The 13,304-nt window shown below is 72.0% G+C and carries 15 protein-coding genes; 14 read left to right on the plus strand and 1 reads right to left on the minus strand.

Going from position 1 to position 13,304, the window contains the following annotated elements; genetic code table 11:
- Positions 1-172 precede the first annotated feature (172 nt).
- The 8 genes from prcB to MTP10_RS11450 all read left to right on the plus strand — a co-directional run bounded on the left by prcB (position 173) and on the right by MTP10_RS11450 (position 7,794).
- Positions 173-1,021 carry a proteasome subunit beta gene (gene prcB, locus MTP10_RS11415; RefSeq protein WP_310709052.1) on the plus strand — a complete coding sequence of 283 codons (849 nt, stop codon included), beginning with the start codon at positions 173-175 and terminating at the stop codon, positions 1,019-1,021.
- Between the two features lie 20 nt (positions 1,022-1,041).
- Entirely contained in the window at positions 1,042-1,881 is an 840-nt protein-coding gene (gene prcA / locus MTP10_RS11420; RefSeq protein WP_310709222.1) for a proteasome subunit alpha, read from the plus strand.
- A 349-nt stretch (positions 1,882-2,230) separates the two neighbouring features.
- Positions 2,231-3,190, plus strand: coding sequence for an SIMPL domain-containing protein (locus MTP10_RS11425; protein WP_310709053.1), 960 nt, complete (start codon positions 2,231-2,233; stop codon positions 3,188-3,190).
- 92 nt (positions 3,191-3,282) lie between these two features.
- Positions 3,283-3,879: a hypothetical protein gene (locus MTP10_RS11430; protein WP_310709054.1), complete on the plus strand. Its 597-nt coding sequence runs from the start codon at positions 3,283-3,285 to the stop codon at positions 3,877-3,879.
- A gap of 293 nt (positions 3,880-4,172) precedes the next feature.
- On the plus strand, positions 4,173-5,531 hold the full coding sequence (gene pafA / locus MTP10_RS11435; protein WP_310709055.1) for a Pup--protein ligase: 1,359 nt from the start codon (positions 4,173-4,175) through the stop codon (positions 5,529-5,531).
- 84 nt (positions 5,532-5,615) lie between these two features.
- Positions 5,616-6,557 carry an FKBP-type peptidyl-prolyl cis-trans isomerase gene (locus MTP10_RS11440; protein ID WP_310709056.1) on the plus strand — a complete coding sequence of 314 codons (942 nt, stop codon included), beginning with the start codon at positions 5,616-5,618 and terminating at the stop codon, positions 6,555-6,557.
- 61 nt (positions 6,558-6,618) lie between these two features.
- On the plus strand, positions 6,619-7,281 hold the full coding sequence (locus tag MTP10_RS11445) for a helix-turn-helix domain-containing protein (protein ID WP_310709057.1): 663 nt from the start codon (positions 6,619-6,621) through the stop codon (positions 7,279-7,281).
- Positions 7,282-7,314: 33 nt separating this feature from the next.
- A complete protein-coding gene (locus MTP10_RS11450; protein ID WP_310709058.1) occupies positions 7,315-7,794 on the plus strand; it encodes a DUF3291 domain-containing protein in 480 nt (159 codons plus the stop codon).
- On the opposite strand, the gene MTP10_RS11455 is transcribed toward MTP10_RS11450, so the two are convergent.
- On the minus strand, positions 7,740-8,822 hold the full coding sequence (locus tag MTP10_RS11455) for a DUF3866 family protein (RefSeq protein WP_310709059.1): 1,083 nt from the start codon (positions 8,820-8,822) through the stop codon (positions 7,740-7,742). The genes MTP10_RS11450 and MTP10_RS11455 overlap by 55 nt on opposite strands.
- 38 nt (positions 8,823-8,860) lie before the next feature.
- On the opposite strand from MTP10_RS11455, the gene MTP10_RS11460 reads away from it, so the two are divergent.
- The 6 genes from MTP10_RS11460 (at position 8,861) to MTP10_RS11485 (ending at position 13,276) form a co-directional block, all read left to right on the plus strand.
- Positions 8,861-9,835: a WYL domain-containing protein gene (locus MTP10_RS11460; protein WP_310709060.1), complete on the plus strand. Its 975-nt coding sequence runs from the start codon at positions 8,861-8,863 to the stop codon at positions 9,833-9,835.
- Between the two features lie 37 nt (positions 9,836-9,872).
- A complete protein-coding gene (locus tag MTP10_RS11465; protein WP_310709061.1) occupies positions 9,873-10,838 on the plus strand; it encodes a WYL domain-containing protein in 966 nt (321 codons plus the stop codon).
- Complete coding sequence (locus tag MTP10_RS11470; protein ID WP_310709062.1) at positions 10,835-11,002, plus strand: hypothetical protein; 168 nt, start codon at positions 10,835-10,837, stop codon at positions 11,000-11,002. Before MTP10_RS11465 ends, MTP10_RS11470 begins: the two co-directional genes overlap by 4 nt.
- Positions 11,003-11,064: 62 nt before the next feature.
- On the plus strand, positions 11,065-11,382 hold the full coding sequence (gene tatA / locus MTP10_RS11475; protein ID WP_310709063.1) for a Sec-independent protein translocase subunit TatA: 318 nt from the start codon (positions 11,065-11,067) through the stop codon (positions 11,380-11,382).
- Positions 11,383-11,424: 42 nt separating this feature from the next.
- A complete protein-coding gene (tatC, locus tag MTP10_RS11480) occupies positions 11,425-12,315 on the plus strand; it encodes a twin-arginine translocase subunit TatC (protein WP_310709064.1) in 891 nt (296 codons plus the stop codon).
- Positions 12,316-12,331: 16 nt separating this feature from the next.
- On the plus strand, positions 12,332-13,276 hold the full coding sequence (locus tag MTP10_RS11485) for a diacylglycerol kinase family protein (protein ID WP_310709065.1): 945 nt from the start codon (positions 12,332-12,334) through the stop codon (positions 13,274-13,276).
- The last annotated feature ends 28 nt before the right edge of the window (positions 13,277-13,304 follow it).

A 13,304-nucleotide genomic window follows, 5' to 3' on the forward strand; every position in this document is an offset into this window, starting at 1 on the left:
CGTTTCGGGCCCGGTGGCGGCCGCCGCGTCGGGGAGGAGGAGCCGGTGCTCTGGCGAGTGTAAAGAAACGATCTGGTGACCGGTTCGCCGTGAGCTGATCGTGGGAAGTGCAGACAGCAACACAACATGAGTAGGGTCGCTCTAGGAACACTGACCTTTGGGAGGGAGTCGCGTGGCATCGCACAGGGATCTGCCCGCCGGCTTGGTGAACCACCTTTTCCACAACACCGGGAGTTCCTCGTTCACGGAGTTCGTCGCGGGGTACGCGCCTGACATCCTGCCGCAGCGTGACAAGGTCCTCGCCACCCCGATCGGTGACCAGGTTCCCCACGCGACCACGATCGTCGCCGCGACCTTCGCGGGCGGCGTGGTGATGGCGGGTGACCGCCGGGCGACCTCCGGCAACATCATTTCCCAGCGTGACGTGGAGAAGGTTTTCCGGGCCGACGACTACTCCTGCATGGGCATCGCGGGCACGGCCAGCACCGGCATCGAGATGGCCCGTCTCTACCGCGTGGAGCTGGAGCACTACGAGAAGATGGAGGGCCGCACCCTTTCGGTGGCGGGCAAGGCCAACCGCCTGGCCACGATGATCCGCGGCAACCTCGGCATGGCGATGCAGGGGCTGGTGGTGGTGCCGCTGTTCGCGGCCTACGATCCCGACCGCGACGAGGGGCGGATCTTCAGTTACGACGTGGCGGGCGGCCCGTACGAGCGTGAGCGGTTCGACGCGATCGGGTCGGGTTCGATCTTCGCGCGCGGTTCGCTGAAGAAGCTCTACCGCGACGGGGCCTCGGCCGACGACATGGTGATGACGCTGATCCAGGCGCTGTACGACGCGGCCGACGACGACTCGGCGACCGGCGGGCCGGACGTGACGCGCAAGATCTGGCCGATCGTGTCGGTGATCGACGCCGACGGCTTCCGCCGGCTGACGGATGAGCAGGTGTCGGGTTACGTCGAGCAGATGCTCGAGGCCCGGCTGATCTCTCCTGACGGCCCCATCGCCCCGCTGCGCTAGAAAGGACCATCACGGTGTCCATGCCTTTCGGATATGCGTCCCCTGAGCAGATCATGCGGGACAAGGCGGATTACGCGCGCAAGGGCATCGCGCGGGGCCGCAGCGTCGTCGTGCTGCAGTACGAGGACGGCATCCTGTTCGTGGCGCCCAACCCGTCGCGGGCGCTGCACAAGATCAGCGAGATCTACGACCGCATCGGCTTCGCGGCGGTGGGCCGTTACAACGAGTTCGAGGAGCTGCGGCTCGGCGGCATCCGTTACGCCGACATCAACGGCTACACCTACGACCGCTCCGACGTGACCGGCCGCGGCCTGGCCAACCTGTACGCCTCCAATTTGGGCCGCATCTTCACCGAGTCGATCAAGTCGCTCGAGGTGGAGGTCGTGGTGGCCGAGGTGGGCGACGCCGCCGACGGTGACGCGATCTACCGGCTGACGTTCGACGGCTCGGTGTTCGACGAGCACGGCTTCGCCGCGATGGGCGGGCAGGCGGAGGCGGTGTCGACGCGGCTGAAGGAGCGTTACCGCGAGGGCATGCCGCTGGCCGACGCGCTGGAGGTCGCGATGGCGGCGCTGACCGAGCCGGGGGGCGAGCGGCCGCCGATGGCGCAGCTCGAGGTGGCGGTGCTGGACCGCAACCGGGAGCACCGCAAGTTCCTCCGGCTGACGGCCGCCCGCCTGGAGCGGCTGCTGTCGCAGGCGTCCCCTGACACCACCGGCCCCGCCGGGGAGTCTTCTGGGGAGCCCGCCGCGGAGACCGGCCCCGCCGCCCCGGCCACCGGCCCGACGCCTCCGTCCGGCGGCACCCCGCCGCCCACGGGTCCGGACGGCGACATCGACGACGGCTCCTCGCCCCTGTAGCGACCCCGGCGACATTCCCCGCCCGCGCCGACGACCTCCACGCGCCGTGGAGGCCGTCGGCGTCGCTCACCTCCCAGCCGCCCGCCTTCCAGTCGCTCGGCATCCGACGGCCCTCTGAACCCCCAGCGCCCGCGTGCGTGGGCGGGCAAGCGGGCGGGCGGGCGGATGGGCAGAGCGGGCGGATGGGCAGAGCGGCCGGGCTTCTGTGCGGCACGTGCGGCGGGGGCCGGTGGGCGTCGGTAAAGGGACGGCCCGGTGCCATCCCCGTGGCCGCCGGGTTCGGTCAAATGTCGGGCGGGCCGGGTGTCGGCGGCGGGGCGGCCGGGCTGCCGGGTGCTGCCATGACCTCATGATCAAACTGAGTGCCGTCGTGGCCTCCGCCACCTTCGTCCTCCTGGGAGCGCAGGCCGTCCCCGCGCTCGCGTCCGCCGGGCCCAAGCCGGAGTCTCCCTCCCTCGCCCGCCCCGCCACCCCGCACGCCTCCCGGCCCGCCGGGCACGTGTCCCACGGGGCCATCGCCCGCACGCCACGTCCCGCCTCCTCGGGGCCGTCCTCCCGCGCCTCCTCACGTCCGTCCCCCCACGCCCTGGGATCGCCTGGCGTCTCCTCGCGTACGGCTCCTCACGTCTCGGGGTCGTCCGGCGTCTCCTCGCGTACGGCTCCTCACGTCTCGGGGTCGTCCGGCGTCTCCTCGCGTACGGCCGGCACGTGGCCGGGGGAGCCGGCGCAGCTCACCGTCGTCGGACGCGGAACCGTCCAGGCGCCGCCCGACGTCATGCGGCTCAGCGTCGGCGTCGAGGTGCGCCGTGACCGCGCCGCCGCCGCGTTCAGCGCCGCCAAGGCCACGCGGGCCCGGCTCGCCGCCGCCGTCCAGGGCGCCGGGATCTCCGTGAACGACCTGCGGACCGAGAACCTCACCCTCGGCGCCGAGTACAAGGACGGCGCCCAGGTGGTCGGCTACCGGGCCTCCCAGGGCGTGGAGGTGCTGCTGCGCGACCTGTCGCGGGCCGACGCCGTCATCGACGCCGTCGCGGCCGTCGGCGACGAGGTCCAGATCAACGGTGTCACGTTCGAGATCTCCAAGGGTGAGACGCTCGTGCAGCAGGCGCGGGCGGCGGCCTACCGGGACGCGCTGGCCAAGGCGCGGCAGCTCGCGGCGCTGGCCGGCCGGCACGTGGGCCGGGTCGTGCGGATGGACGAGCAGGCCGAGGCGCCGACACGGCAGTACGCGATGGCCGACGGTGCGTTCGTCAGCCCCGGCGAGTCGTCGGTGTCCGTGATCGTCAACGTGGTGTACGAGCTGATCTGACCCGGCCGGTGAACGCCTCCCGCCGGAGAATGTGACCTATGTCACCATTGATGGGTCGAACTCCGGCGGGAGGCGCAGGATCTCATCTGTCCGTGAAGACTTCCCTGCGCACGCTTCTCGCGGGCGGCGCCACCGCGGCCCTGGTCCTGACCTCCGGCGCGGCCGCCGGGGCGTCCACTTCCACGGGCGCTACCACGGGCACTTCCACGGGCGCCTCCACCGCCCCCTCCGCGGCCGTCGCGGCTCGGCGGCCGATTCCGGACTTCAAGGCCCCGAAGATCTTCGGGACGACCTTCCAGGCGGACCCGAAGCACGACTTCACCAAGGGCATCCGCTCGCGGCACGACGGCATCCTGCGCGGATGGATCACCGTGGTCCGTGGCAGTGTCGCCGAGTACGAGCCGATCAAGTGGAAGAAGGGCACCCGGACCGAGGGCTTCTTCGTCGGCCCGCCCGAGGGTGACGTGACGGCCTACGCCTCGACCGTCGCCAAGGACGTCGTGTACCTCTCGGCGTTCGGCTGCAAGGCCACCATGTCGCAGATGACGGTCAGCCGCTCCACCGGGCTCGGCGACAAGCGCTGCTCCCGCTCGGTGCTGCTCAAGCGGCACAAGAAGAACGGCCAGGCGTCCCTGATCACCGTCTACAAGGGTCAGATCGTCAAGGTCCAGGAGATCTACACCCCCTGACCTCCTCGCGGGCCGTCGTCCAGGACAGCCGTGACGCGCCGCCCCTCCCACCCGGGAGGAGGCGGCGTTCCCGTGTCCGGGCGGCCCCTGGAACGGCGGCGGGCCCACGGGGGTCGCGTGCGGATGCCCAGGGAAGGACGGCCGGACGCGAGAGGGGCCGCGACGCGTGACGGCCGGGACGTCGGGGGTCAGGGTGGGACGAAGCGGGTGGGCGGGGGGCCGGAAGGGCGTGGGGCGGCAAAACACGCCGAAGATCCCTCCCGCGAGCCGATCCGTGGGCATAGTGTGAGGTGATGGATCGTCGCATCTTCGGGCTGGAGAACGAGTACGGCGTGACCTGCACGTTCCGGGGACAGCGCAGGCTGTCGCCCGACGAGGTCGCGCGCTACCTGTTCCGGCGGGTCGTGTCCTGGGGCCGATCGAGCAACGTCTTCCTCCGCAACGGCGCACGCCTGTACCTCGACGTGGGCAGCCATCCTGAGTACGCAACACCCGAGTGTGACAACGTCATCGAGCTCGTCACCCACGACAAGGCCGGGGAGCGGATCCTCGAGGGCCTCCTCGTCGACGCCGAGAAGCGGCTGCGCGAAGAGGGTATCGCGGGCGACATCTACCTGTTCAAGAACAACACCGACTCCGCCGGCAACTCGTACGGCTGCCACGAGAACTACCTCGTCGGCCGGCACGGCGAGTTCGGCCGGCTGGCCGACGTGCTCATCCCGTTCCTCGTGACGCGGCAGATCATCTGCGGCGCCGGCAAGGTGCTGCAGACGCCGCGCGGCGCGGTCTACTGCGTGTCGCAGCGGGCCGAGCACATCTGGGAGGGCGTCTCCAGCGCCACCACCCGCAGCAGGCCGATCATCAACACGCGCGACGAGCCGCACGCCGACGCCGAGCGGTTCCGCCGCCTGCACGTCATCGTCGGCGACTCGAACATGAGCGAGACGACCATGCTGCTCAAGGTCGGCGCCACCGACCTGGTGCTGCGCATGATCGAGGCCGGCACCGTGATGCGCGACCTGTCGCTGGAGAACCCGATCAGGGCCATCCGCGAGGTCTCGCACGACATGACCGGCCGCCGCAGGGTCCGCCTGGCCAACGGCCGCGAGGCGTCGAGCCTGGAGATTCAGCAGGAGTACCTGTCGAAGGCGAAGGACTTCGTCGAGCGGCGCGGCGGCGACGCGGTCGCCCAGCGGGTGCTGGAGCTGTGGGAGCGCACGCTGACCGCGGTCGAGACGGGCAACCTCGACCTGGTGGCCCGCGAGATCGACTGGGTGACGAAATACCAGCTCATCGAGCGCTACCGCAAGAAGTACGACCTGCCGCTGTCCTCGCCGAGGGTGGCGCAGCTCGACCTGGCCTACCACGACGTGCATCGCAAGCGCGGCCTGTACTACCTGCTGCAGAAGCGCGGCTCGGTGGAGCGGGTGGCGTCCGACCTCAAGATCTTCGAGGCCAAGTCGGTGCCGCCGCAGACGACCAGGGCGCGGCTGCGCGGCGAGTTCATCCGCAAGGCGCAGGAGAAGCGGCGCGACTTCACGGTCGACTGGGTCCACCTGAAGCTGAACGACCAGGCGCAGCGCACCGTGCTGTGCAAGGACCCGTTCCGCAGCGTGGACGAGCGGGTGGACAAGCTCATCGCCGGGATGTAGCCGCTTTACCCGCTGGTTTACCTCGGCCCTACCCGACGGTCGGATAGGGTGACGCGAATCTGCTGTCGCCACCGAGGGAACTCCATGCGCCGCGCCCTGGCCGTCCTGGCCGCCGTGCCTTTGATCTTCTTCGCCGCCGCGTGCGGCTCCGACGCCCCGAGTACCGCTTCCAGCTCCGACGGGGCCGGAAGCGGCTCGGCGGGCGTGAAGGTCACCGGGAACGTGGGCGTCAAGCCCACCGTGACGATCTCGGGCACGCCCGCCACCAAGTCGTCGTACGAGGTGATCGCCCCGGGCACCGGCCCGGCGGTCAAGACGGGCGGCCAGGTCATCGTCAACCTGACCGTCTACAACTGGGACGGCAAGCAGAACGCCTTCCAGGGCTCCTCCTACGACACCAAGCAGCCGGAGACCATCCCGGTCTCCGACCAGCTCCCGCAGGTGCTGCGCGACGGCTTCTCGAAGGTCAAGCACGGCGGCCGGCTGCTGGCCGTGATGGCGGCCGACTCCGCCCAGCAGCAGGCGCAGCAGACGCAGGCCGCCCAGCCGACCAAGGTGTTCGTCATCGACGTCGTCGGCGCGCCGCCCGAGCCGCTGAAGGCCGCCGCCGGCAAGGAGACCGGCGACAGCATCAAGGGCGTCAAGGTCGTCAGCCCCGGCGGAGACAAGGCCCCGACGCTGACCACCAAGACCGGTGAGAAGCCGTCGAAGGAGCTCGTCGTCAAGACGCTGATCCAGGGCACCGGCCAGAAGGTGCAGGCGGCCAACACCCTGACCGTCCACTACACCGGCAAGATCTGGGGCACCGACAAGGAGTTCGACTCCAGCTGGGCCAAGGGGCAGCCGGCGTCGTTCCCGCTGTCCGGGGTCATCCAGGGCTGGCAGAAGGGCCTCGTGGGCGTGCCGGTCGGCAGCCGCGTGGTGATGAGCATCCCGCCGGACCTGGGCTACGGCGCGCAGGAGCAGCAGGGCATCCCGGCCGACAGCACGCTCGTGTTCGTGGTGGACGTCCTGTCGGCCTACTGACGTACGTGGGCGGGCCGCGCCGGCGTCCGGGGAGGGCGCCGGCGCGGCCTAGACTCCGGCTGTGCGCGAAGACCACCTTGAGGCCCTGTCCCTGCTGCACGACCCTGTGCGGCGCAGCCTGTACGAGGCCGTGGCGGGCGGCGGCGGCGAGGTGGGCCGGGCCGAGGCGGCGGAGGCCGCCGGGGTGTCGAGGACTCTCGCCGGCCACCACCTCGACAAGCTGGTCGAGGCCGGTCTGCTGGAGAGCGGGTTCAGGCAGCAGGAGCGGCGCGGCCCGGGCAGCGGGCGCCCGGCGAAGGTGTACCGGCGGGCCTCGGGGGAGCGGGCGGGGAGCCTGCCGCCGCGCGACTACGGCGTGCTGGCCTCCGTGCTGGCGGGCGTGGTGGACGCGCTGGGCGCCGAGGAGCGGGCGGAGGAGGCGGCCAGGGCGGCGGGCGCCCGGATGGCCCGCGGCCACCGGGGCGAGCCCCTGGAGGCGGTGCTGCGCGATCGGGGCTACGAGCCGTACGCCGAGGCGGGCAGGCTGCGCCTGCGCAACTGCCCCTTCCACGCGTTGTCACAGGAGCAGCCTCTGCTGGTGTGCTCGATGAACCTCGCGCTGTGCCAGGGCCTCCTGGAGGGTCTGGGCGACCGCCCGGAGCGGGCCGAGCTGGATCCGCGGCCGGGGGAGTGCTGCGTCTCCCTCGCCGATCCGCCTCGGTCTTCTAAAACAAATGAAGATTGACATAGAAGCGCGAGGCGTGGTGTGCTGAGCGCCATGCATCTCGCCCAGCTCAATGTCGCCCATCTGCGCGCGCCCATCGACGGGCCCGAGCTCGCCTCCTTCGTCGAGCTCCTGGAGCCGATCAACGACCTCGCCGACAGCGCCCCCGGCTTCGTGTGGCGGATGAAGGAGAGCGAGGAGGACCCGACGGCCACGATCACGCACGACTACGGCGACCACCTGGTGGTCACCTTCTCGCTGTGGGAGTCCGTCGACGCCCTGTGGTCGTTCGTCTACCGCAGCGCCCATCTGGGCGTGCTGCGCCGGCGCAGGGAGTGGTTCCTGCGCATCGCAGAGCCGTACGCGGTGATGTGGTGGGTGCCCGAGGGGTACATCCCGACCCTGGCCGAGGGGATGGAGCGCCTGGAACGCCTCAAGGCCCACGGGCCCGGCCCCGAGGCGTTCACCTTCCAGGAGCCCTACGAGAGCAGCGAGGCCGCGAGCCTGCCCGCCGCCGCCGAGGCCAGGAAGTAGGCCAGGTCCTCCTCCAGGCCCCGCCCCATCGTCGACAGGCGCACCGGCGAGTCGCGCAGCGCCTCGTGCAGGCCGTCCACCGGCACGGCCACCAGCTCATGCCGTACGGCCAGCAGCTCGGCCTGGTCGCGGACGCGCTCGCCGAACTCGCCCGGCAGCAGCGGCACCGGCACGCGGGCGCGCGCCAGCGCCACGCGGCCGTAGGCGGTCAGCGAGTGGTGGGACACGCCGAGGTGGCGCTCGCGGCGGTCCCCCTCGCTGACCCGCAGCGCCGCCACCGGCCGGCCGAGCAGCACGGCGGCGGCGTTGACCGCCTCGCCCGCCGACACGCCGGAGAAGCCCCACCGCGTGCCCGTGCCGAGGTTGCCGGGACCCTGGGCCACGATCGCGACGTCGGCCTCCAGCACGTGCCGGGCCGCCAGCAGCCCGGTGTGCGTGGTCACCGCCTCCACGTCGCCGCCGAACGCCTGCCCGACCGTCACCACCCCGGCCAGCCAGCCGATCTCCCGCAGCGTCGCGCACGCCATCGAGAACCACGCGGGCAGCGCCCCGCCGTCCTGCATCACGTACGCCACCCGCACGCCGCCGCCCGCGCCCCCGGGCACCGCCTCGTACAGGCCGCACAGGATCGGCGTCAGCGCCGAGTGCAGGTCGGCCACCACCACGGGCATCCCGTCGACCGAGTCCGCCTCGCGCAGGACCTCGTGATGCGGGGAGTCCTGCTCGTCCGCGCCGAGCACCGTCGCCTGCATCGGGGTGTAGCGCGCCTTCACCAGGTGCCCCGGCCCTTGGGGATCTTCCGGTAAACGGTTCGGGACGGCCACCACCATGGCGTAACCTCCCGTACCGAGACCCATCGCGAGTGCCGTCGTGTTGAGCAGCACCTCGTCGCCGGGTTCCGGGCGGCCCACCAGAGCCGGATAGGCCAGCGCCCGGCACCGCCCCTCGGGCACGGCGACGTCCAGCTCCACCGCTCCCGGCCACTCGCGGCGGATCCGCACGACCTCGCCCTTGCGCCATCTGATCACGGGGGCAGGGTAGCGTCGATGAAGGAGGAGTGAGGCAGATGTCGCGCCGTAAGACCGAGCGGTTGCTGAATCTGGTGATCTGCCTGCTCGCCACCAGCCGTCCCCTGTCGGCCGAGCAGATCCGCCACGCGGTGCCCGGCTACGACCGCGACGGCGACGAGGCGTTCCAGCGGATGTTCGAGCGCGACAAGAACGAGCTGCGCGAGATCGGCATCCCCATCGACGTGGTGCGCGATCCTTGGGAGGACGAGCCCGGCTACCGCATCCGGCGCGAGTCGTACGAGCTGCCCGAGATCACTCTGGAGCCCGACGAGGCGGCCGTGCTGGGCCTGGCTGCCCAGGTGTGGCAGCGCGCGAGCCTGGCCGAGGCCGCCTCGGGCGCCCTGCTGAAGCTGCGCGCCGGCGGGGTGGCCACCGACGAGACCGTCGGCGGCCTGGGCCAGACGGGGGTGCTGGAGCTGCGCGTCGACACCCGCGACCCGGCGTTCCCGCCGCTGTGGGAGGCCGTGCGCGACCGGCGGGCGGTGCGCTTCGACTACCGCGGCGCCGGCAGCGAGAGCGTCCGGGCCCGCACCGTGGAGCCGTGGGGCGTGGTCAGCCGTCGCGGGCGCTGGTACCTCGCCGGGTTCGACCGCGACCGGCAGGCGCCGCGCGCCTTCCGGCTCAGCCGCATCACCGGCCAGGTCGCCACCGTGGGCCGGCCCGGCGCCGTCCAGGTGCCCGAGGGCGTGGACCTGCGCGCCATGGTGGACTTCCCGGAGGAGTCCACGATGGAGGAGCGCGTGGCGGTCGTGCTCGTGCGCCGGGGCACCTGCCAGGGGCTGCGCCAGCTCGCCCGCGCCGTCCGCCCCGCACGGGAGGAGCCGGCGGAGTGGGACGAGGCGGAGCTGGCCTTCTCCGACCCCGAGCGGCTGGCCGGGTGGATGGCCAGCCTGGGCTCCGACGTGGAGGTCGTCGAGCCGCCGGACGCCCGTGAGGCCGTCATCAGCAGACTGAAGGGAGCCCTCGCATGACCGGCATGACCGGATCCGCGCCCGGCGAGGGGGCGGCGTGAGCGGCTCCGCCGACCGGCTGCCGAGACTGCTCGCCCTCGTGCCGTACCTGATGTCCCACCCGGGCGCCCAGGTGGGCGAGGTCGCCGAGGTGTTCGGGCTGAGCGAGAAGCAGCTCATCGACGACCTGCAGCTCGTGTGGATGTGCGGGCTGCCCGGCCACACCCCGGGCGACCTCATCGACGTGTCCTGGGACGGCGGCGAGATCCTCATCGACAACGCCGACACCATCGCCCGGCCGCTGCGGCTCGGCATCGACGAGGCCAGCGCGCTGCTCGTGGCGCTGCGCATGCTGGCCGCGATGCCGGAGCTGGCCGAGGTCCCCGGCGACGCGCTGCCGCGCGTGGTGGCCAAGCTGGAGCGGGCCGCGGGCGAGGGCGCGTCCTCGGTGAGCAGCCAGGTCGCCGTGGACGTGGACGCCGCCCCCGACGCGCTGCCCCGGGTCCGCGAGGCGCTGACCGGCCGTCGGCGGCTGTCGCTGCGCTACTACGTGCCCGGCCGCGACGAGGTGACGCCGCGCGAGGTCGACCCGATGCGGCTGGTCGTGGCCGACGGCCGCACCTACCTGGAGGGCTGGTGCTACCGGGCCGAGGCCATGCGGCTGTTCCGGCTGGACCGGATGCTCGGCGTGGACGTGCTCGACGTGCCCGCCGACCCGCCCGCCGGGGCCGAGCCGATCGACGTGGCCCAGGGCGTCTTCCGGCCCTCGCCCACCGACGAGATGGTCGAGCTGGAGGTCACCGCCGCGGGACGCTGGGTGGCCGAGTACTACCCGTGCGAGCGGGCCGAGGAGCTCGGCGAGGGCCGTCTGCGGGTGACGCTGCGGGCTCGGGACGAGGACTGGGTGGTGAAACTTGCGTTGCGGCTCGGTGACACGGGCAGGATCGTCTCGCCGCCGTCGATGGCCGCGCGGGTGCGTGAGGAGGCCGACGCGGCGCTGGCCCGGTACGCTCACCGGTCATGACGTGGATCGTGGTGGCGGCGGTGCTGGCCCTGGCCGGCCTGGGAATGCTCGCCTGGGCAGGTGTACGGGTGTCCGCCGCGGCGCGTAGTCTGAACAGAGAGGTGGCCGTGGCGCGGGCGGCGATCGAGTCCCACTCGGCCGGATTGCGGGGTCAGGGGGGATGAAGACCGGCCCCCGGGCGGCGTACCATCATGGCTGCAAACGCACTAACCGGTAAGGACGTTACATGTCTAACCTCGGAGTTCCTGAGCTTCTGATCATCGCGCTGGTGCTCGTCCTGCTGTTCGGTGCCAAGAAGCTGCCGGAGATGGCGCGGGGCGTCGGCCGGTCGCTGCGCATCTTCAAGTCGGAGACGGCGAAGCTGCGCGACGACGACGAGGACGAGCAGCGGACCACGGTGCAGGCGCAGCCCCAGCCCCAGCCGCAGCCCGCCGCCCAGCAGATCCCGCCGGCGCCGGCGCTGTCGGCCGAGGAGCAGGCCCGCCAGCTGGAGGAGCAGGCCGCCAGGCTGCGTGCCGCGGCCAAGGCCGACAAGCAGGTCTGAAGTCTGTTCCCTCCTCGTCCCCTCGTCACCTTGGACTGGTAGATGGCGCTGCTGAAACGGTCGAGCGGCAAGTCGAGCGGCAAAGGGCCGGAGCCCGACCCCGACGCCGACGCCCGCATGCCGTTGATGGACCACCTGCGGGAGCTGCGCAACCGGCTGCTCATCGCGACGGCCGCCGTGATCGTGGGGATCATCATCGGCTGGATCTTCTTCGATCCGGTATGGGCGTTCATCAAGGCGCCGTTCTGTGCCACGCCGCAGGCGCACCAGCTCCGCGCGGGCTGCACGCTGACCTACGGCGGCATCTTCCAGTCGTTCTTCCTGACCCTGAAGGTCTCGGCGATGGTCGGCATCGTCGTGTCCTCACCGGTCTGGCTCTACCAGATCTGGGCGTTCGTGACGCCCGCCCTGTACCGCAACGAGAAGCGCTACTCGCTGGCCTTCCTGGGCCTGGCCATCCCGCTGTTCCTCGTCGGCGCGGTGCTGGCGTACTTCATCATGGACACCAGCCTCGGCATCCTGCTGGGGTTCGCGCCCAGCGACACGGTGGCCATCATCCAGATCGACGAGTACGTCAGCTACGTGCTCATCATGCTGGTGATCTTCGGCATCTCGTTCGAGCTGCCGCTGCTGCTGGTCTTCCTCAACATCATCGGCGTGCTGCCGCACGCGACCGTGAAGAAGCACCGCCGCACGGTGGTCTTCCTCATGTTCGTCTTCGGCGCGGTGATCACGCCGGGCGGGGACCCGCTGACGATGATGGCGCTCGCCGCCCCCATGGTCGTGCTGTACTTCCTGGCGGAGGCGTTCATGTACCTCCGCGAGAAGCGGGCGCCGTCCGGTGAGGACTTCTCCCACCTGTCCGACGACGAGGCGTCGCCGCTGCCGGAGGACACGGGCACAGTGGAAGAGGATTCCGGTTCGGGCAGATAGGCGATAGGTTCCGGGCGTGTCCCCTCGACTCGCCCTGCTCGTCAATCCCGCGGCCCGGGGCGGCCGCGCGCTGCGCCTGCTGGAGCCCGTGGTGCGCCGCCTGCGCATGGGCGGCGCGGAAGTCTCCGTGATCGCCGGGGCCGACGCCGCCGACGCCCTCGAACGGGCCTGCGCGTGCGTGGCCGAGCGGCCCGACGCGCTGGTGGCCTTCGGCGGCGACGGGCTGGTCCATCTGGCCGTCCAGGCCGTGGCGGGCACCGACGTCCCCCTCGGCATCATCCCGGCCGGCACAGGCAACGACATCGCCACAGGGCTGGGCGTGCCCGCGGACCCGATGGCGGCGGCCCGCACCGTGCTGCGCATGAGGACGCGGCCGGTCGACGCGGCCCGCGCCGTCACCGGCCCGGCCGGAAAGGGCCCGATCGGGGAGGCGCCGGCCGGGAAGGGCCCGGTCGGGAAGGGCGCGGCGGAGGAGCTGGTCGCCGGCGTGCTGTGCTGCGGCTTCGACGCCCGGGTCAACGAGCGCGCCAACCGGCTGACGTGGCCCTCCGGCCGGGCCCGGTACGTGCGGGCGGTGCTGGCGGAGCTGCGCGCGTTCCGGCCGGTGCCGTTCCGCGTGACCCTCGACGGCGAGGAGGTCGTCGAGCGTGACGCGGTGCTGGTGGCGGTCGGCAACACGCACTCCTACGGCGGCGGCATGCGGGTCTGCCCGGGCGCGCGGCCCGACGACGGGCTGCTCGACGTGGTCGTGGTGGGGGCGGTGGGCGTGGGGGAGTTCCTGCGGGTCTTCCCGGGCGTCTACCGGGGCACGCATGTCGGCCATCCGTCCGTCACGGTCCGGCGGGCGCGGCACGTGCGGCTGGAGGCGCCCGACGTGCCGGCCTACGCCGACGGCGAACGGCTCGGGACCGGCCCGGTGACCTGCGAGGCGCTGCCGGGAGTGCTCCAGGTCATCGCCTGAGCCCCGGGCACGGGATCTACGACGTAAA

The organism is Nonomuraea sp. 3-1Str (genome assembly GCF_031570565.1).
GTDB lineage: Bacteria > Actinomycetota > Actinomycetes > Streptosporangiales > Streptosporangiaceae > Nonomuraea.

Coding starts and splice junctions, on each gene's coding strand:
- prcA (WP_310709222.1), top strand. CDS start 1,042: ATGCCTTTCGGATATGCGTCCCCTGAGCAGATCATGCGGGACAAGGCG.
- MTP10_RS11425 (WP_310709053.1), top strand. CDS start 2,231: ATGATCAAACTGAGTGCCGTCGTGGCCTCCGCCACCTTCGTCCTCCTG.
- pafA (WP_310709055.1), top strand. CDS start 4,173: ATGGATCGTCGCATCTTCGGGCTGGAGAACGAGTACGGCGTGACCTGC.
- MTP10_RS11440 (WP_310709056.1), top strand. CDS start 5,616: ATGCGCCGCGCCCTGGCCGTCCTGGCCGCCGTGCCTTTGATCTTCTTC.
- MTP10_RS11450 (WP_310709058.1), top strand. CDS start 7,315: ATGCATCTCGCCCAGCTCAATGTCGCCCATCTGCGCGCGCCCATCGAC.
- MTP10_RS11460 (WP_310709060.1), top strand. CDS start 8,861: ATGTCGCGCCGTAAGACCGAGCGGTTGCTGAATCTGGTGATCTGCCTG.
- MTP10_RS11470 (WP_310709062.1), top strand. CDS start 10,835: ATGACGTGGATCGTGGTGGCGGCGGTGCTGGCCCTGGCCGGCCTGGGA.
- tatA (WP_310709063.1), top strand. CDS start 11,065: ATGTCTAACCTCGGAGTTCCTGAGCTTCTGATCATCGCGCTGGTGCTC.
- tatC (WP_310709064.1), top strand. CDS start 11,425: ATGGCGCTGCTGAAACGGTCGAGCGGCAAGTCGAGCGGCAAAGGGCCG.